This window comes from Streptomyces sp. DH41, assembly GCF_029813785.1.
GTDB lineage: Bacteria > Actinomycetota > Actinomycetes > Streptomycetales > Streptomycetaceae > Streptomyces.
In genome coordinates this window covers 281,570-300,452 of the sequence record NZ_JARVKY010000004.1, presented here as the reverse complement: position 1 = coordinate 300,452, position 18,883 = coordinate 281,570, and the positions used below count along the sequence as shown (strand labels likewise).

Here is an 18,883-nt window from a genome sequence, read left to right as displayed (position 1 = left end):
CGTCACGTCACGTCACGTCATGGGAACCGGGGGCGCCCCCGTCTGCGCGACCAGGGCCGCGAGCAGCCAGTCGTGCGCGGAGCCGGGAGTCGGTTCCGGCCGCCGCCCCGGCGGGGTGAGCACCTCGGCCACCAGTTCCCAGTAGCGGTCGATCCGGGGGTCGGCCGCGAGCTGCCCGGCCAGTCGCCGACGGAAGTCCGGGGTGTCCCGGACGCCGTACGCGCTCGTGTACGCGGCGACGAAGCCGTCCAACGCCTCACCCGGCTGCGGGTCCCGGCCCCGGCGCAGGTGCGCGCCCGCCAGCTCGTACGCCTCCGCCAGCCCCGCGTACAGCACGGCGGACCCCTGGGCCCCGGCGGTCCTGTGCGCCTCGGGCTGGGGCTGTGCGGTGCCGGGGCACGGGGCGAGCGTGAGCGCGTTCAGCCGGGCGAAGGCGAGGACCTGGTCCGGGGCCGGATCGTCCGGCGGCTGCGGCACCGCGACGTCCAGGAAGGCGCCGGCCGCCCGGGCCGGCATCCGCGGCGGCAGCCAGCCGCGCCAGAACCGGACCAGGGGGGCCGTGCTGGGCGGGGCGGGCACGGCGCCGATCAGCCGCAACCGGCCGGCCCGCTCCCCGGGCGGACACTCCTGCACCAGGCGCAGCGCCGCCTCACGCCAGCGCAACGCCCTCAGCTCGGAGCCGAGTTCGCGCAGCCGGCCGGCGACCGCGGCCTCCAGCGCGCCACCGCCGGGCGCGCCCTCGCCACCCGCCTCCCGGGTCTCGTCCTCCTCGTCGAGAACGCGGCGCACCTCGGGAACGGACAGTCCGAGGGCTCGCAGGGAGCGGATCAGACGCAGCCGGTCGAGCGCCCCGGGGCCGTACCGCCGGTGCCCGCCGTCGCTGCGGGACGCCTCCGGCAGCAGGCCGCGGTCGGAGTAGAAACGGACGGTCTTGACGGTGACACCCGCCCGCTCCGCGAGTTCCCCGATGCCGCACAGACCGTCGCGGGACGTGATCACTTGAACCTCCCTCAGGGGGAGTTCCTACCGTACCGGCGGACCGAACGGCGTACGGAGGAGAAGCCATGACCGCGTTCATCCTGGTGTCCGGCATGTTCACCGGCACACACATCTGGCAGGACACAGCCGCGCGGCTGACCGAGGCGGGCGCCGAGGCGCACGCCGTCGCCCTCACCGGACTCGACGGCCCGCGCGGCACTTCGGCGAGCGGCATCGACCTGGAGACCCACATCGCGGACGTGCTCGCGGTGATCGACTCGGTCGGCACGGCGGCCGACCGGAAGATCGTGCTGGTCGGACACGACTACGGCATCCACCCGGCACTCGGCGCCGCCGGCCGGCGGGCGGAGCGCGTCGACAGGGTCGTCCACCTGGACTCGGCCATGCCCCAGGACGGCGTCCCCGCCCTGGCCGCGGTCCCCGACCAGTCCCTGCGCGAACGGCTGGCCGGGGCGGCCCGGGACGAGCCGGCCGACGGTGTGCTGCCGCCCCCGGCCCACGACGAGTGGCGGCTCTGGGGCAGCACCGAGGGCGTTCCGGGCGCGGCGCTGGAGCGGCTCACCGCCCTCGCCGCACCGCAACCGCTGGGCACCCTGCTCCAGCCCCTGCGGCTGACCGGCGCGGTGGCCTCGGTGCCCACCACCGGCGTGCTGTGCACCGGCAACGGCACGAGCATCGAGATGGTCCAGATGCTGGTGGGCTTCGGCGATCCCGCCTTGCGGGCCCTGACCGACCCCCGGGTGACCTTCTTCGAACTCCCCACCGGACACTGGCCGATGCTGTCCTGCCCCGCCGAGCTCACGGACGTCCTGCTTCGGGCCGCGGCAGGCGAGGGACACCGGCTCCAGCCCGTCGACGCCGCCGCACCGCCCCCGCATCTGCGCCCGTTCCTGCTGGACGTCCCCGAGGTCCCCCGTCAGCGGCACGGGAACGTCGACCTCTACCTGCCCGACGCCCAGGAGCCGAGGCCGGCGATCGTCTTCGTACACGGCGGCCCGGTCCCCGCCGACGCCCGGCCGACCCCGAGGGACTGGCCGGCCCTGACGGGGTACGCCCGGTACGCGGCCGGCGACGGGGCGGTGGGCGTGGTCCTCGACCACCGCCTGCACGACCTGGCCGACTACGAGCGAGCCGCCGCGGACGTGGCCGCCGCCGTGGAACTGGTCCGGGCCGACCCACGCGTGGACGCGGACCGGATCGCGCTGTGGTTCTTCTCGGGCGGTGGCCTCATCGCCGCCGACTGGCTGGCGGCGCCTCCGCGCTGGCTGCGCTGCCTGGCCGCCACCTACCCGGTCCTCGCTCCGCTGCCGAACTGGGGGCTGTCCGGCACCCGTTTCCACCCGGCACACGCGGTGGCCAAGGCCGGCGCGCTGCCCGTCGTACTCACCCGGGTGGGACTGGAGATGCCCGAGATCGCCGCCACCGTCGAGGAGTTCCTGGCCGCGGCCGAGGACTGCGGGGCGGACGTCGAGGTGGTCGACGTGCCGCACGGCCACCACAGCTTCGAGTCCCTCGACCGGACCGACGAGTCACGCGACGCCGTGCACCGGGCGATGCGTTCGGTACTGGAGCGCGTCAGCGGGCGCGACGTGCCGTGAAGACGCGAAGGCCCGCCTGACATACCCGGCCCGGCCGGGCGGCGGGGCGACCAATCCGCCCGCCTCCCGGCCTCGGATCACCAACGTGAGCGACGAAGAGAAGAAACCGCGGAATCCGGGGACCGTGACACGGGGCGGGCTCGGTGCGCTGAGCGGTCTCCTGGCGGCCTGCGCCGCGCTCGCCGTCGCCGAGCTGGTGGCGGCGGCGGTACGTCCGCAGGCCGGCCCGGTCGTCGCGGTCGGCGGGGCCGCCATCGACCGTACGCCGATCGCCGTGAAGGACTGGGCGATCCGCAACTTCGGCACCAACGACAAGCTGATCCTCCAGCTCGGCATCCTCGCCGTCCTGGCGCTGTTCGCCCTGGCCCTGGGCGTCCTGGCCCTCCGTCACCGGCGCGCCGGCGCCGCGGGAGTACTGCTCTTCGGGGCCGTGGGCGCGGCGGCGGCCACCAGCCGGCCCGACTCCACGAGTGTCACCGACGCCCTCCCCTCCGTGCTGGGCGCGATCGTCGGCGCGGGGCTCCTGTACGTCCTGGTCGGCCGTCTCCCGGCGCCACCCCGGGACGTGCCGGAGGGGCCCGGCGACGGCTGGGACCGGCGCGGATTCGTGATCGCGGCGACGGCCGCCGCCGCCTCCTCGGCCGGGGCCGGCGTACTGGGCCGGGTCCTGCGCGGTTCCAGTGGTCAGGAGGCCGTCGCCTCCCGGAAGAACATCGACCTTCCGCCGCCCGACTCACGTGCCCCCGCGATCCCCCGGAACGCACAGCTCCGAGTGGCCGGCGTCAGCCCGTTCCTCACGCCCAACAGTGACTTCTACCGGGTGGACACAGCCCTGGTGGTCCCCAAGGTGGACGCCACGGCCTGGCGGCTGCGCGTCCACGGCGAGGGAGTCACCCGTGAGAAGACCCTGACCTTCGAGGACCTGCTGCGCCGCGAGCTGATCGAGCGGGACATCACGCTCACCTGCGTGTCCAACGAGGTCGGCGGCCCCTACGTGGGCAACGCCCGCTGGATCGGCGTCCGGCTGGCCGACCTGCTCGAGGAGTGCGGCGTCCGGCCGCCCTCGGCGGGCGGACCGGCCGATCAGCTGGTGGCCCGCTCCGTGGACGGCATGACCATCGGCAGCCCGGTCGAGGACGTCATGGACGGCCGCGACGCGATGCTCGTCGTCGGCATGAACGGCCGGCCCCTGCCGTTCGACCACGGCTTCCCCGTCCGCATGCTGGTGCCCGGACTGTACGGCTACGTGTCCGCCTGCAAGTGGATCGAGGACATCGAGCTGACCACGTTCGACGCGTACGACTCGTACTGGGTCAAGCGCGACTGGGCGCGCGAGGCCCCGATCAAGACCCAGTCCCGGATCGACACGCCGAAGCCGTTCGCCCGGCCGAAGGCGGGCACGGTGATGGTGGCCGGCGTCGCCTGGGCCCAGCACCGCGGCATCGACAGGGTCGAGGTCCGCGTGGACGACGGGCCCTGGCAGGAGGCCACTCTCGCGGCCGAGGACTCACGGGACACCTGGCGCCAGTGGTCCTACGCCTGGCAGGCCACCAAGGGCGGCCACACCCTCACCGTGCGGGCGACCGACCGCACCGGCGAGACACAGACCGAGAAGCGCACCCGCACCGTCCCCGACGGCGCCAGCGGATGGCACTCCGTCGTGGTGACGGTCGAGTGAGCGACGGACCGGCCAGCGCGGCCCCGCCGTCATCGCCGGCTCATCACCTGCGCGGGTGACCACTCCGCCGCCGAGCGCCGGTACGCCGACGCCATCGTCGTGTACGCGACGCTCCCCCACGCCGAGTAGGGCCGACTTCCCGGCGTCCCGCGGGCGGCGATGCACCGCGTCGCCGGACTGCTTCGAACGGCTCGCGTGCGCGCGGCACGACGCCCGCGCCGGCCGAACCGATGCACACGACACTTTGTCCCCCTGGCGGAAGAAGAATCGAGATCTTGCGCGAAAGGGGTTACAGGTGCGGACCAAGGCCGCTAACTTCCTTGAAATGAACCGGTCATAGACCTCTCCGGACCGGGCTCGACGGCGCGACGGCGCGCGCCCGTACTCCCTCACGGCAGGCCTCGCACGCCTGCCGCCACCCCACACTCCCCGGGAGAACTCTGTGCGCACGAGACCGCTCGGACACAGACGTGTCCGCTCCCTACTGCCGGCCCTGGCATGCGCCATCGCCCTGGCGCTGCCGATGAGCCCGGCCGCCGCCGCACCGGCGGACCCGGCCGCCGCCGTCCCGGCCGACCCGGGCGGCGGGGCCGAGGCCGCGGCCGCGGAGGAGTTCCAGCAGGTCACCCTCGCCAAGGGCGTGGCCGAGACGGGCGAGCCCATGACGATGGCGGTGCTGCCGGGCCGCTCGGTGCTGCACACCTCGCGCGACGGCACCCTCCGGCTGACCGACGCGGCGGGCACCACCAAGGTGGCGGGCAAGCTCGACGTCTACAGCCACGACGAGGAGGGACTGCAGGGCGTCGCAGCGGACCCGGGCTTCTCCACCAACCGGTTCGTGTACCTCTACTACGCCCCCCAGCTCGGCACACCGGCCGGTGACGCGCCGGCCGACGGCTCGGCGTCCGACTTCGCCCCGTTCGACGGGGTGAACCGCCTCTCCCGGTTCGTCCTGAGGACCGACGGCACCCTGGACCCGGGCAGCGAGAGGAAGATCCTCGACGTGCCCGCCTCCCGCGGTCTGTGCTGCCATGTCGGCGGCGACATCGACTTCGACGCGGCGGGCAACCTGTACCTGTCCACGGGCGACGACACCAACCCCTTCGCCTCGGACGGCTACACCCCCATCGACGAGCGCGCCTCGCGCAACCCCGCCTACGACGCCCAGCGTTCGTCCGGCAACACCAACGACCTGCGCGGCAAGATCCTGCGCGTCAAGGTGAACGCCGACGGTTCGTACGGCATCCCGTCGGGCAACCTCTTCGCGCCCGGCACCGCGAAGACCCGCCCCGAGATCTACGCCATGGGTTTCCGCAACCCCTTCCGGATGAGCGTCGACAAGGCCACCGGCACCGTCTACGTCGGTGACTACGGCCCCGACGCGGGTACCGCGGGCGCCTCCCGGGGCCCTGCCGGGCAGGTCGAGTTCAACCGGATCACCAAGGCCGGCAACTTCGGCTGGCCCTACTGCACCGGCGACAACGACGCCTACGTCGACCACGACTTCGCCACCGGCGGCACGGGCGCCGCGTTCGACTGCGCCGCACCCAGGAACACCTCGCCGCGCAACACCGGCCTGACCGAACTGCCGCCGGCCCAGCCCGCATGGATCCCCTACGACGGCGGCTCCGTACCCGAGTTCGGCGGCGGCTCCGAGTCACCCATGGGCGGCCCCGTCTACCGCTACGACGCGAACTCCACCTCCGACGTGAAGTTCCCCGAGGCGTACGACGGCGACTTCTTCGCCGGCGAGTTCGGCCGCCGCTGGATCAAGCGCATAGAGACCGGCGGCGACGGAACCGTGCAGTCCATCAACGCCTTCCCCTGGAGCGGCACCCAGGTGATGGACATGGCCTTCGGCCCGGACGGCGCCCTCTACGTCCTCGACTACGGCACCGGCTACTTCAACGGCGACGCCAACTCCGCCCTGTACCGCATCGAGCACGTCACCGGCGGCCACGCCCCGGTCGCCCAGGCCAAGGCGAACAAGACCTCCGGCACCGCGCCCCTCGCGGTGACCTTCTCCTCCGCCGGCAGCTCCGACGCGGACGGCGACGCCCTCACCCACGCCTGGGACTTCGGCGACGGCGCCACCTCCACCGCGGCCGACCCCTCCCACACGTACACCGCCAACGGCCAGTACACGGCCACGCTCAAGGTCACGGACACGACCGGCAAGTCCGCCACCGCCTCCGTGCAGGTCACCGTCGGCAACACCGCGCCCACCGTGCGGATCGACCTGCCCACCGACGGACGCGTCTACGACTTCGGCGCCGCGATCCCGTTCAAGGTGACGGTGACCGATCCCGAGGACGGCGCCGTCGACTGCGCCAAGGTGAAGGTCACCTTCATCATCGGACACGACAGCCACGGGCACCCGCAGACCTCCGCCACCGGCTGCACCGGCACCCTCCAGACCCTGGCGGACGGCGAACACGACCCGAACGCCAACATCTTCGGCGTCATCGACGCCGAGTACACCGACAACGGCGCGAACGGCCAGCCCGCCCTCACCACCCACGACCAGCACATCACCCAGCCCAGCCACCGGCAGGCCGAGCACTACGGCGACTCCGCGGGCGTCCAGGTCGTCACCCACGCCCCCGCGCACGGCGGCAGGACGGTCGGCCACATCGAGAACGGCGACTGGATCTCCTTCCAGCCGTACGCCCTCGACAACACCACGGTCTTCACCGCCCGGGTCTCCTCGGCGGGCACCGGCGGGACGATCGAGGTGCGTGCCGGATCCCCGACCGGCACCCTGCTCGGCACGGCGACGGTGCCGGTGACCGGCGGCTGGGAGACCTTCCAGGACGTGACGGCCGCACTGAGCAACCAGCCGGCCGGCTCCACGACCCTCCACCTCGTCTTCAAGGGCGGCGCCGGATCGCTGTTCGACGTGGACGAGTTCTCGTTCGGCACGACGGGAGGCGGCACCCGCACGGGTCCGGTCACCGGGGTCGACGGCAAGTGTCTTGACGTGGACAACGCGGGTACGGCCGACGGTACGGAGGTGCAGGTCTGGACGTGCAACGGGAGTGCGGCGCAGGAGTGGACGGTCGGCGGTGACGGGACGCTGAAGGCGCTGGGCAAGTGTCTGGACGTCTCCGGTGGCGGCAGCGCGGACGGTACGCGGATCCAGCTGTGGACGTGCAACGGCACGGGTGCGCAGAAGTGGGCGGCGCAGTCGGACGGGACCGTGCGCAATCCGCAGTCGGGCAAGTGCCTGGACGCGTCCGGTGGCACCTGGAACGACGGGACGCCCGTCCACCTGTGGACCTGCCACACCGGCCAGAACCAGAAGTGGAACCTTCCGTAGAGAGGAGGCGACCGTACATGCGCAACCATCTGAAAGCGGCCCTCGGCCTGTTCGCCGGCGCCATGCTGTGCGTGGCCCCGCAGGCCGCGGCCTTCCCCGGTGCCGCCGCCGGCGACACCGTCCCCACCACCGCCCAGGCGGGCGGACCGGACACCGCGGCACGGGCCGCGGCGGACCCGGCGTACAAGATCCTCGTCTTCTCCCGTACGGCGGGCTTCCGCCACTCCTCGATCGACGACGGCATCGCGGCGCTGCGCGACCTCGGCACGGCGAACAACTTCACCGTGGACGCCACCGAGGACCCGGGCACCTTCACCACCGGGAATCTCGCCCAGTACAAGGCGGTCGTCTTCCTGTCGACCACGGGCGACGTGCTGGGTGACGCCCAGCAGGCCGCGTTCGAGAGTTACGTCAACGACGGCGGCGGATACGTCGGCATCCACGCGGCCGCCGACACCGAGTACGACTGGCCCTTCTACGAGGGACTGGCCGGCGCCCTCTTCCACTCCCACCCGGCCATCCAGTCCGCCACCGTCGAGATCGAGGACCGGGCGCACGACGCCACCGCGCACCTGGGCGGCACCTGGCAGCGGACCGACGAGTGGTACAACTACCGCACCAACCCGCGCACCACCGCCCATGTCCTGGCCTCGCTCGACGAGTCCAGCTACGCGGGCGGGAACATGAACGGCGACCACCCCATCGCCTGGTGCAAGGACTACGAGGGCGGCCGGGCCTTCTACACCGGCGGCGGCCACACCGACGAGTCCTACACCGACCCGGCCTTCCGCCGGCACCTGCTCGGCGGCGTCCGCTGGGCGGCCGGGATGACCAACGCCGACTGCCGCCCGGAGAGCGGCTACACGTCCCTGTTCGACGGCTCCGGGACCACCGGCTGGCAGCAGGCCGGCCCCGGCGGGTTCACCCTCGCCGACGGCACCCTCACCTCCCACGGTGGGCTGGGCATGCTCTGGTACGCCGCCGAGGAGTTCACCGGCGACTACTCCCTCAAGCTGGACTGGAAGGCGTCCGGGGACGACAACTCCGGTGTCCTCGTGGGCTTCCCGGCCTCCGACGACCCCTGGTCCGCGGTGAACAACGGCTACGAGATCCAGATCGACGCCACGGACGCGGCCGACCGCACGACGGGCGCCGTCTACGGCTTCAAGTCGGCGGACCTCCCCGCACGCGACGCCGCGCTGAACCCGCCGGGGGAGTGGAACACGTACGAACTCCGCGTCACCGGAGAGCGGCTGGAGATCTTCCTCAACGGCGTGAAGATCAACGACTTCACCAACACCGACCCGGCGCGCAGCCTGCGGCAGGGGCACATCGGGCTCCAGAACCACGGCGACGGCGACGAGGTGGCCTTCCGCAACATTCGCGTCAAGCAGGACGGGACGCCGCCGACCGGCCCGCGAACGGGTCCGGTGAAGGGCGTCGCCGGCAAGTGCCTTGACGTGGACAACGCGGGCACGGCCGACGGTACGGAGGTGCAGCTCTGGTCGTGCAACGGGAGTGCGGCGCAGGAGTGGACGGTCGGCGGTGACGGGACGCTGAAGGCGCTGGGCAAGTGTCTGGACGTCTCCGGTGGCGGCAGCGCGGACGGTACGCGGATCCAGCTGTGGACGTGCAACGGCACGGGTGCGCAGAAGTGGGCGGCGCAGTCGGACGGGACCGTGCGCAATCCGCAGTCGGGCAAGTGCCTGGACGCGTCGGGCGGTACCTGGAACGACGGGACGCCCGTCCACCTGTGGACCTGCCACACCGGCGCCAACCAGAAGTGGACCCTGCCCTGACCGAGCCCGGAGGGCAGCAGACCCGGTACGTCCCGCTCATCCGTGAGCGGGACGTACCCGTTTCCCGCGACTTCGATTCCGTCCTCCATCTTGACGTGTACGCGCCGTCATGGGTTCATGGGAGCGCTCCCACGCAGTAAGCGCTTCCCACCCCCACCCACTGGAGGCCCCGTGCACACGACACCACGCGCATCCCGGCAGCGCCCCTTATCAGCCCGCCTGCTCACGGCGCTGGCCGCCCTGATCGGTCTGGCCGTCCTCGGGGCCCTCTCCCCGGCCGTGGCCCTGGCCCAGCCGCTCGGCGCCCAGGCCGCCATCGGCCTGCACATCGGCGACGGCCGGCTGCTGGAGGGCAACGGCAACGACTTCGTCATGCGCGGGGTCAACCACGCCCACACCTGGTACCCCGGCGAGACGCAGTCGCTGGCGGACGTCAAGGCACTGGGCGCCAACACCGTCCGGGTCGTCCTGTCCGACGGTCACCGCTGGAGCGAGAACAGCCCCGAGGACGTGGCCGCCGTCGTCGACCAGTGCAAGGCGAACCGCCTGATCTGCGTACTGGAGGTGCACGACACCACCGGCTACGGCGAGGACGCCGCCGCCGGCACGCTCGACCACGCCGCCGACTACTGGATCGGCCTCAAGGACGTGCTGGCCGGCGAGGAGGACTACGTCGTCGTCAACATCGGCAACGAGCCCTGGGGCAACACCGACCCCGCCGGCTGGACCGAGCCGACCATCGCGGCGGTCGAGAAGCTGCGCGCCGCCGGCTTCCAGCACACGATCATGATCGACGCGCCCAACTGGGGTCAGGACTGGCAGGGGATCATGCGGGCCGACGCGCGGTCCGTGTACGACGCCGACCCCACGGGCAACCTGATCTTCTCGATCCACATGTACAGCGTGTACGACACCGCCCAGGAGATCACCGACTACCTGAACGCCTTCGTCGCCGCCGGGCTGCCGATCCTCATCGGCGAGTTCGGCGGCCCCGCCGACCAGTGGGGCGACCCGGACGAGGACACCATGATGGCCACCGCCGAACAGCTCGGCCTCGGCTACCTGGCCTGGTCCTGGAGCGGTAACACCGACCCGGTCCTCGACCTCGCCCTCGACTTCGACCCCAGCCGGCTCAGCGCCTGGGGCGAGCGCATCTTCCACGGCGCCGACGGCATCGCCCGGACCTCGAAGGAGGCCACGGTCTACGGCGGCGGCCCGGACGACACCCAGGCCCCGACGACGCCCGGCACCCCGACCGCCACCGCCACCACGGACAGCTCCGTCACCCTCGGCTGGACCGCCGCCACCGACGACGTGGGTGTCGCCGGGTACGACGTCGTCCGGGTCGGTGACGGCGCCGAGACCGAGGTCGCCGCCTCCGCCACCAACACCGCCACCGTGACGGGCCTCACCGCCGACACCACCTACACCTTCGCCGTCTACGCGCGCGACGCGGCGGGCAACCGCTCGGCCCGTTCCGCCACCGCGGACGTCACCACCCGCGACGGCGGCAGCACCCCCGGCGCCTCGTGTTCCGTCGGATACCGCGTCGTGGGCGAATGGCCGGGCGGCTTCCAGGGCGAGATCGCCGTCCGCAACACCGGCACCGCGCCCATCAGCCCGTGGACGCTGGCCTTCGCCTTCACCGACGGCCAGACGATCACGAACATGTGGGGAGGCACCGCGACCCAGGACGCCGGCGCCGTGCGAGTCGCCCCCGCCTCCTACACCTCCACCATCCCCGCCGGCGGCACGGTCACCCTCGGGTTCACCGGCGGGAAGGGCGCCGCCAACACCGCCCCGACCGGGTTCAGCCTCAACGGGGCCGCCTGTACCACCACGAAGTGAACGGAGTGAGGGACCTCACCACGACACCTCGCGGACGTCGGCCCGGCTCTGCGGCCGCGTCGTCGCGGTGACCTCCGACCGGTGACGGCTCGCCGAGAAGGTCACCGTCAGCGTCTGCGGCGCGCTCTGCTCCGTACTCACCGTGAAGCCCCTGTTCGGCACCGCCGAGACCAGGCACACCCCACTGTCGCCGAACCGCACGGTCACCTTGCCGCCCTCGGACGGCACCGTGAACACACCGGCCCCGCCCTCCTCGCACCCCGGGGCGTCCCCGCCCGTCGGAGAGGGCGGGGGCGTGGTGCCGGCGGTCGGCGTCGGCGTCGGCCTCGGCTCGGGCGGTTGCTCGCTCGTACGGGACGGTGTCGGGCTGGGCTTCCGGCTGGTCGCAGACGGGCTGGGGGAGGGCTTCGCGGTCTTCGACGGTGCGGGCCGGGCGGACACCGGCGGCTCCTTCGGCGCCGACTGCGCGACCGGCGCGGTCGGCCGGGTCGAGCCCACCACGAAATGGATCGTGATGATGACAGCCGTGACACTGGCCGCCGTGCACGACAGCCAGATGATCAGGTAGCGAAGGAGGCGGGACACGACACCATAGTGACGGACCGGCTAACGTGCCTGCTCATGGCCTCCGTACTTGTCGTCGAGGACGACCCCGTGATCCGGGCCGCGCTGATCGAGGTCCTGACCGGACACGGCTACGCGGTGAAGACCGCTCACCAGGGTTTCGAGGCGTTGCGCGACATCACCCAGAGCCCGCCGGACATCGTGGTCCTCGACCTCGGGCTGCCCGACCTCGACGGTCTCGACGTGCTGCGCATGATCCGGGGCATCTCCCGTGTCCCGGTGCTGGTCGCCACCGCCCGCGACGACGACACGGAGATCATCCGGCTGCTCAACGCCGGCGCCGACGACTACATGGTCAAGCCCTTCTCCGGCGGTCAGCTCGCGGCCCGGCTCGCCGCCGTGCTGCGCCGCTCCGTGCCCGCCGACGTCCGGGCGGCGCGGCGTCCCGTCCTCCAGGTCGCCGACCTGCGCATCGACCCCACCGCGCGCACCGCGCACCTCGCCGGCCGGGAACTGGCCCTCACCCGTCGCGAGTTCGATCTGCTCGCCTACCTGGCCGCCAACGCCGACCAGGTCATATCCAGGCAACGGATACTCACGGAGGTGTGGCAGCAGCCGTACGTGGAGGACCAGACGGTGGACGTCCACCTCTCCGCGCTCCGTCGCAAACTGGGTGAGAAGGCACGAAAGCCCCGCTATCTCCACACCGTGCGCGGTATCGGCATCAAGCTGGTCAGCTCGCCATGAGACGTGCTCTCGCCGGGATCGCCCTGGCCGTCACCTCGATGGTGGCGCTGTCGTTCCTCATCCCCCTCGCCCTCCTCGTCCGCGAGCAGGCCCGGGACCGGGTCACCACCGCCGCCGAGCAGCGCGCTTCGGCCCTGTCCCCGGTACTCGCCCTCACCACCCGCCGCGCCGACGTACAGCAGGCCGTCGCCGAGCTCGGCTCCTCCGACCAGCTCGTCGTACGGCTGCCCGACGGCGGCTTCGTGGGAACCCCGCACGCGCCCCAGGACGCGCTCGACCGGGCCGTACGGGGCCGCGAGACGCTCGCCGTCGACACCGCGGACGGCTGGGTCTACCTCCAGCCCGTCGTCCTGCGGGGCGACCGGGTCGCGGTCGTGGAGGCCTACGTGCCCGCCGCGGACCTCACCCGGGGAGTGGCCGCCTCCTGGGGCGTGATGGCGCTGCTCGCCCTGGGCCTGGTCGGTGGCTCGGTGCTGGTCGCCGACCGGCTCGGCGCCCGCGTCGTCCGTTCCTCCCGCGGTCTCAAGCGCGCCTCGCTGGCCCTCGGCTCCGGCGATCTCGGCGTACGGGTGGAGCCGGACGGCCCGCCCGAGCTCCAGGAGGCCGGTGTCGCGTTCAACACCATGGCCGACCGGGTCGTCGACCTGCTCGCGGTCGAACGCGAACTGGTCGCCGACCTCTCCCACCGGCTGCGCACCCCGCTGACCGCCCTCTACCTGGAGGCAGACCGGATGGGCGCGACCCCGAGCGCCCGGCGGGTCACGGAAGCCGCCGGCCAGCTGGAGAGCGAGCTCGACTCCATCATCGCCGCGGCGCGCACGCCGCTGGCCGCGGTACAGCTCGGCGGGACGGGGGCGGGCGCGGCGAAGCCGTGCGACGTCGCCGAGGTGGTCGCCATGCGTCTGGACTTCTGGTCGGTCCTCGCCACCCAGCAGGACCGGCCGTACGAGCGCTCCCTGACCCCGCGCCCGGCGCCCGTCGCCTTCCCCGAGGACGACCTCGCGGCCGTCGTCGACGCCCTCATCGGCAACGTCTTCCGGCACACCCCTCAGGGCACCGCCTTCGCCGTCCGCGTGGAGCGGGCGGAGCGGCACGTGTTCCTCACGGTCGACGACGCGGGCCCGGGGGTGGCGGACCCCGGGGCCGCGCTCACCCGGGGCGTCAGCGTCGGCGGGTCCACCGGCCTCGGCCTGGACATCGTGGCCCGGGCGGCCCGCGCGGCGGACGGCGAACTGACGATCACCCGCGCGCCACTGGGAGGCGCGCGGGTGCGGGTGTCGTTCGTACTCGCGAGCGGGGGTGGGGGCGGGGCTGGAGGCGGGGGACGGTGACGGGCGTCAGCGGCCGGCGCCGAAGTTCTGGGTCCACCAGGGGCCACCGTCGCCGAAGTGGACGCCGACGCCCAGCTCCTTGAAGGAGCAGTTGAGTATGTTCGCGCGGTGGCCGGGGCTGTTCATCCAGGAGTCCATCACCGAGGCCGCGTTCCCCTGGCCCCGGGCTATGTTCTCGCCCAGCGTGGACCACTGGTAACCGGCGGCCTCGACGCGGCTCGCCATGGTGGAGCCGTCGGGACCCGTGTGGGACATCACACCGCTGCTCGCCATGACGTCGCTGTAGTCGTCCGCGGCGCGGGTCAGCCGGTCGTTCGCCGTGACCGGCGAGCAGCCCGCCGCGGCCCGCTCCTCGTTCACGAGCGAGAGAACCTGCGCCTCGACCCCACCGGACCCACTGGACCCCGATCCCGATCCCGACTGCGAACCCGATCCGCTGCCCGAGCCCGAGCCCGTATCGCCGCCGCCGCTCGACGGACGGTCGCCGCCGCTCTTCACCGTCGTCCTCGCGGGAGCCTTCGACGCGGGCTCGGCAGCCTTCGCCGGGCTGGTTGACGCACTCGCCGACTTCTTCGGCCCGTCCTCGTCCTTGTCCTTCGGCTCGGCACTCTCGCTCGGCGAGCTGCTCGCCGTGACGCTCGGGCTCGCCGACGCGGAGGCGAGCGGCGTCGCACCGCCCGCCGCGTCCTGTGCGCCCGGCGCTTCACCGGCGGCGTTCGTGGTGACCCGGTCCGCGGCCGCGCCGTCCTCGCCCCCGGCGACAGCCAGGGTGATCCCGACGCCCGCCGTCACGGTGACGGCGCCGAGCACCAGCGCGGTACCGCGCGTCCTGAGCCCGCCGCGGGGCCGGGCGTGGGAGCGGGACGGGCGTTCGGCTCGACGGGAACCCATACGCAGGACACCTCGGCTTGTCTGTCGGCTGACGGAACCCCGTACCCGGTGGACGCGACCGCGCCCACCGGGACTGTGGGGGGTGTCCGAGAGCCTAGGACCCGGCCGGAGCGGAAACGGCGGTTCGAAGGTCATCTTCAGAAAGCCTTAAAAGAGCCGCCAAAGTCCGCTGAGGTTCCGAGCCGCACCGAGCCGTACAGAAAACACGCCATGAGTGGCCCGGCTCACATGGCGTCCCGGAGGTGGCGCCGACACCATGGTGTCGTCACCCGGCAGGCTGAAGGGATCAACAATGTTCCGCAAGGTGCTGGTCGCCAACCGCGGTGAGATCGCGATCCGGGCGTTCCGCGCGGGCTACGAGCTCGGCGCGCGCACCGTCGCCGTCTTCCCGCACGAGGACCGTAACTCGCTGCACCGGCTGAAGGCCGACGAGGCCTACGAGATCGGAGAGCCCGGGCATCCGGTGCGCGCGTATCTCTCCGTGGAGGAGATCGTCCGCGCCGCACGCCGTGCGGGAGCCGACGCCGTCTACCCGGGTTACGGATTCCTGTCCGAGAACCCCGACCTCGCCCGCGCGTGCGAGGAGGCCGGCATCACCTTCGTCGGACCCAGCGCCCAGATCCTCGAACTGACCGGCAACAAGGCCCGAGCCGTCGCCGCCGCCCGCGAGGCCGGTGTGCCGGTCCTCGGCTCCTCCGCGCCCTCCACCGACGTGGACGAACTCGTCCGCGCCGCCGACGAGGTCGGCTTCCCCGTGTTCGTCAAGGCGGTCGCGGGCGGCGGCGGGCGCGGCATGCGCCGCGTCGAGGAACCCGCCCAGCTGCGCGAGGCCATCGAGGCGGCGTCCCGGGAGGCGGCCTCCGCGTTCGGCGACTCCACGGTGTTCCTGGAGAGGGCCGTCGTCGAACCCCGCCACATCGAGGTCCAGATCCTCGCCGACGGCCAGGGCGAGGTCATCCACCTCTTCGAGCGGGACTGCTCGGTGCAGCGCCGCCACCAGAAGGTCATCGAACTCGCCCCCGCGCCAGGCCTCGACCCGGCACTCCGCGACCGGATCTGCGCCGACGCCGTGAACTTCGCCCGGCAGATCGGCTACCGCAACGCCGGCACCGTGGAGTTCCTCGTCGACCGCGACGGCAACCACGTCTTCATCGAGATGAACCCGCGCATCCAGGTCGAGCACACGGTCACCGAGGAGGTCACCGACGTCGACCTCGTCCAGTCCCAGCTGCGCATCGCCGCCGGCGAGACGCTCGCCGACCTCGGCCTCGCCCAGGAGAACATCACCCTGCGCGGCGCCGCCCTCCAGTGCCGCATCACCACCGAGGACCCGGCCAACGGCTTCCGCCCCGACACCGGTCGGATCAGCGCCTACCGCTCGCCCGGCGGCTCGGGCATCCGCCTCGACGGCGGCACCACCCACGCCGGCACGGAGATCAGCGCCCACTTCGACTCGATGCTGGTCAAACTCTCCTGCCGGGGCCGGGACTTCCCCACCGCCGTGAACCGCGCCCGGCGCGCCGTGGCCGAGTTCCGCATCCGCGGCGTCGCCACCAACATCCCCTTCCTCCAGGCGGTGCTGGACGACCCGGACTTCCAGGCAGGCCGGGTCACCACCTCCTTCATCGAGCAGCGCCCGCACCTGCTCACCGCCCGCCACTCCGCCGACCGCGGCACGAAGCTGCTGACCTACCTCGCCGACGTCACGGTCAACAAGCCGCACGGCGAGCGTCCCGAGATCGCCGACCCGCTGACCAAGCTGCCACCGATCGCCGCCGGTGAGCCCCCGGCCGGCTCCCGGCAGCGGCTCGCCGAGCTGGGTCCCGAGGGCTTCGCCCGCTGGCTGCGCGACTCGCCCACCATCGGCGTCACCGACACCACGTTCCGCGACGCCCACCAGTCGCTGCTCGCCACCCGGGTCCGCACCAAGGACATGCTCGCCGTCGCCCCGCAGGTCGCGCACACCCTGCCGCAGTTGCTGTCCCTGGAGTGCTGGGGCGGCGCCACCTACGACGTGGCTCTGCGCTTTCTCGCCGAGGACCCGTGGGAGCGGCTGGCCGCCCTGCGCGAGGCCGTGCCCAACATCTGCCTCCAGATGCTGCTGCGCGGCCGCAACACCGTGGGCTACACCCCGTACCCGACCGAGGTGACCGACGCCTTCGTCCAGGAGGCCGCGGCCACCGGCATCGACGTCTTCCGCGTCTTCGACGCCCTCAACGACGTCGACCAGATGCGGCCCGCCATCGACGCCGTACGGCAGACCGGAACGTCCGTCGCGGAGGTGGCCCTGTGCTACACCGCCGACCTCTCCGACCCGTCCGAGCGGCTCTACACGCTCGACTACTACCTGCGGCTCGCCGAGCAGATCGTGAACGCCGGCGCGCACGTCCTGGCCGTCAAGGACATGGCCGGCCTGCTGCGGGCGCCGGCCGCGGCGACCCTGGTCTCCGCGCTGCGCCGCGAGTTCGACCTGCCGGTGCACCTGCACACCCACGACACCACCGGCGGCCAGCTCGCCACCTACCTCGCCGCGATCCAGGCCGGCGCGGACGCCGTGGACGGGGCGGTGGCGTCCATGGCGGGCACCACCTCACAGCCGTCCCTGTCGGCGATCGTCGCCGCCACCGACCACACGGAGCGGCCCACCGGCCTCGACCTCCAGGCCGTCGGCGACCTGGAACCGTACTGGGAGAGCGTCCGCAAGGTCTACGCACCCTTCGAGGCGGGTCTCGCCTCACCGACCGGCCGCGTCTACCACCACGAGATCCCCGGCGGACAGCTCTCCAACCTGCGCACCCAGGCCATCGCGCTCGGCCTCGGCGACCGCTTCGAGGACATCGAGGCCATGTACGCCGCCGCCGACCGCATGCTCGGCCACCTGGTGAAGGTCACGCCCTCCTCCAAGGTGGTCGGCGACCTGGCCCTCCACCTGGTGGGCGCCGGCGTCGCCCCGGCGGACTTCGAGGCGGAGCCGGACCGGTTCGACATCCCCGACTCCGTCATCGGCTTCCTGCGCGGCGAACTGGGCACCCCGCCCGGCGGCTGGCCCGAGCCGTTCCGCAGCAAGGCGCTGCGCGGCCGCGCCGAGGCCAAGCCCCTGCCCGAGCTGACCGCGGACGACCGCACCGGCCTGGCCAAGGAACGCCGGACGACCCTCAACCGGCTGCTGTTCCCCGGACCGGCGCGCGAGTTCGACACCCACCGCGCCTCCTTCGGCGACACCAGCGTCCTGGACAGCAAGGACTTCTTCTACGGGCTGCGCCCCGGCAAGGAGTACACGGTCGACCTGGATCCCGGCGTGCGGCTGCTCATCGAACTCCAGGCGGTCGGCGACGCCGACGAGCGCGGCATGCGCACCGTGATGTCCTCCCTGAACGGCCAGCTCCGGCCGATCCAGGTCCGCGACCGGTCGGCGGCCTCCGACGTCCCGGTCACGGAGAAGGCCGACCGGTCGGACCCCGGCCATGTCGCGGCGCCGTTCGCGGGAGTGGTGACCCTCGCCGTCGCGGAGGGCGACGAGGTGGAGGCCGGCGCCACGGTGGCCACCATCGAGGCGATGAAGATGGAGGCCACGATCACCGCCCCGAGGACCGGAACGGTGACCAGGCTCGCCATCAACCGCATCCAGCAGGTCGAGGGGGGAGACCTCCTCGTTCAGCTCGGCTGAGCCGACCGGCGACCGGGGCGGCCCCGACCGCGAGCAGCACGGCGGACGCGGCGAGCGGCAGGGCCGTCCAGTTCATCCACACGTAGTCCGGGTCACTGGAGTACGTGGTGCCGTCCTCGAGGACGCAGTCGAACCGAAGCGGCAGGTAGGAATGCCGGTGATGGGACAGTTCGGAGCCCGGCTCCGGGGAGAGGCTCTCCCGGCAGGCCGAGGTGGGCGAGGAGTTCGCGCCGCCGTCGGCCTCCGAAGCGGAGACCAGGACGGCGGTGAACCCCAGCGAGTAGACGGCCGCCGCCGCCGCGGCGGCCGTGCCCGCGGCGCGGCGCATCAGATGCACCGGCCAGGGCTCCGGCCGGCCGGGCAGGGCCACCGCGACGACCGAGACCAGGGCGATCAGTGCCCCGATGGCGCAGGCGGCGGATACGCCGAGGCCTATGACCAC

General features: G+C 72.8%; 13 protein-coding genes. 9 read left to right on the top strand and 4 right to left on the bottom strand.

The annotated features are described in order from the left end of the window. Positions 1-12: 12 nt before the first annotated feature. Positions 13-999 carry a MerR family transcriptional regulator gene (locus tag QC283_RS09880; protein ID WP_279561020.1) on the bottom strand — a complete coding sequence of 329 codons (987 nt, stop codon included), beginning with the start codon at positions 997-999 and terminating at the stop codon, positions 13-15. A gap of 65 nt (positions 1,000-1,064) precedes the next feature. Between QC283_RS09880 and QC283_RS09875 the strand changes: the two genes are divergently transcribed. The 5 genes from QC283_RS09875 (at position 1,065) to QC283_RS09855 (ending at position 11,241) form a co-directional block, all read left to right on the top strand. Further along, positions 1,065-2,597 carry an alpha/beta hydrolase gene (locus QC283_RS09875; protein ID WP_279561019.1) on the top strand — a complete coding sequence of 511 codons (1,533 nt, stop codon included), beginning with the start codon at positions 1,065-1,067 and terminating at the stop codon, positions 2,595-2,597. An 85-nt stretch (positions 2,598-2,682) separates the two neighbouring features. Further along, the gene (locus QC283_RS09870) at positions 2,683-4,275 is read left to right on the top strand and encodes a sulfite oxidase (RefSeq protein WP_279561018.1); all 1,593 of its coding nucleotides are present in this window, start codon (positions 2,683-2,685) and stop codon (positions 4,273-4,275) included. Positions 4,276-4,717: 442 nt separating this feature from the next. Then, positions 4,718-7,594: a PQQ-dependent sugar dehydrogenase gene (locus tag QC283_RS09865; protein WP_279561017.1), complete on the top strand. Its 2,877-nt coding sequence runs from the start codon at positions 4,718-4,720 to the stop codon at positions 7,592-7,594. 17 nt (positions 7,595-7,611) lie between these two features. After that, on the top strand, positions 7,612-9,393 hold the full coding sequence (locus tag QC283_RS09860) for a ThuA domain-containing protein (RefSeq protein ID WP_279561016.1): 1,782 nt from the start codon (positions 7,612-7,614) through the stop codon (positions 9,391-9,393). Positions 9,394-9,564: 171 nt separating this feature from the next. Beyond that, positions 9,565-11,241 carry a cellulase family glycosylhydrolase gene (locus QC283_RS09855; RefSeq protein WP_279561015.1) on the top strand — a complete coding sequence of 559 codons (1,677 nt, stop codon included), beginning with the start codon at positions 9,565-9,567 and terminating at the stop codon, positions 11,239-11,241. Positions 11,242-11,256: 15 nt separating this feature from the next. On the opposite strand, the gene QC283_RS09850 is transcribed toward QC283_RS09855, so the two are convergent. Beyond that, the gene (locus QC283_RS09850) at positions 11,257-11,478 is read right to left on the bottom strand and encodes a hypothetical protein (RefSeq protein WP_279561014.1); all 222 of its coding nucleotides are present in this window, start codon (positions 11,476-11,478) and stop codon (positions 11,257-11,259) included. Between QC283_RS09850 and QC283_RS09845 the strand changes: the two genes are divergently transcribed. The 3 genes from QC283_RS09845 to QC283_RS09835 are packed head-to-tail and all read left to right on the top strand — an operon-like array spanning position 11,471 to position 13,883. Next, complete coding sequence (locus QC283_RS09845; RefSeq protein WP_279561013.1) at positions 11,471-11,809, top strand: hypothetical protein; 339 nt, start codon at positions 11,471-11,473, stop codon at positions 11,807-11,809. The genes QC283_RS09850 and QC283_RS09845 overlap by 8 nt on opposite strands. 53 nt (positions 11,810-11,862) lie before the next feature. After that, positions 11,863-12,552: a response regulator transcription factor gene (locus tag QC283_RS09840; RefSeq protein ID WP_279561012.1), complete on the top strand. Its 690-nt coding sequence runs from the start codon at positions 11,863-11,865 to the stop codon at positions 12,550-12,552. Beyond that, complete coding sequence (locus tag QC283_RS09835; RefSeq protein WP_279561011.1) at positions 12,549-13,883, top strand: sensor histidine kinase; 1,335 nt, start codon at positions 12,549-12,551, stop codon at positions 13,881-13,883. The genes QC283_RS09840 and QC283_RS09835 overlap by 4 nt, the downstream gene beginning before the upstream one ends. Positions 13,884-13,889: 6 nt before the next feature. Here the strand turns inward: QC283_RS09835 and QC283_RS09830 are convergent, their stop codons facing one another. Continuing rightward, positions 13,890-14,774: a CAP domain-containing protein gene (locus tag QC283_RS09830; protein WP_279561010.1), complete on the bottom strand. Its 885-nt coding sequence runs from the start codon at positions 14,772-14,774 to the stop codon at positions 13,890-13,892. A 292-nt stretch (positions 14,775-15,066) separates the two neighbouring features. Here QC283_RS09830 and QC283_RS09825 point away from each other — a divergent pair, with 292 nt between their 5' ends. Further along, the gene (locus tag QC283_RS09825) at positions 15,067-18,441 is read left to right on the top strand and encodes a pyruvate carboxylase (RefSeq protein WP_279561009.1); all 3,375 of its coding nucleotides are present in this window, start codon (positions 15,067-15,069) and stop codon (positions 18,439-18,441) included. Here the strand turns inward: QC283_RS09825 and QC283_RS09820 are convergent. Next, positions 18,389-18,883, bottom strand: coding sequence for a hypothetical protein (locus QC283_RS09820; RefSeq protein WP_279561008.1), 495 nt, complete (start codon positions 18,881-18,883; stop codon positions 18,389-18,391). The two genes, QC283_RS09825 and QC283_RS09820, sit on opposite strands and share 53 nt — an antisense overlap.

What these genes read in the sequence shown, in the direction of transcription:
- QC283_RS09840 (WP_279561012.1), top strand. Translation starts at nt 11,863, where the DNA reads ATGGCCTCCGTACTTGTCGTCGAGGACGACCCCGTGATCCGGGCCGCG.
- QC283_RS09875 (WP_279561019.1), top strand. Translation starts at nt 1,065, where the DNA reads ATGACCGCGTTCATCCTGGTGTCCGGCATGTTCACCGGCACACACATC.
- QC283_RS09825 (WP_279561009.1), top strand. Translation starts at nt 15,067, where the DNA reads ATGTTCCGCAAGGTGCTGGTCGCCAACCGCGGTGAGATCGCGATCCGG.
- QC283_RS09860 (WP_279561016.1), top strand. Translation starts at nt 7,612, where the DNA reads ATGCGCAACCATCTGAAAGCGGCCCTCGGCCTGTTCGCCGGCGCCATG.
- QC283_RS09830 (WP_279561010.1), bottom strand. Translation starts at nt 14,774, where the DNA reads ATGGGTTCCCGTCGAGCCGAACGCCCGTCCCGCTCCCACGCCCGGCCC.
- QC283_RS09835 (WP_279561011.1), top strand. Translation starts at nt 12,549, where the DNA reads ATGAGACGTGCTCTCGCCGGGATCGCCCTGGCCGTCACCTCGATGGTG.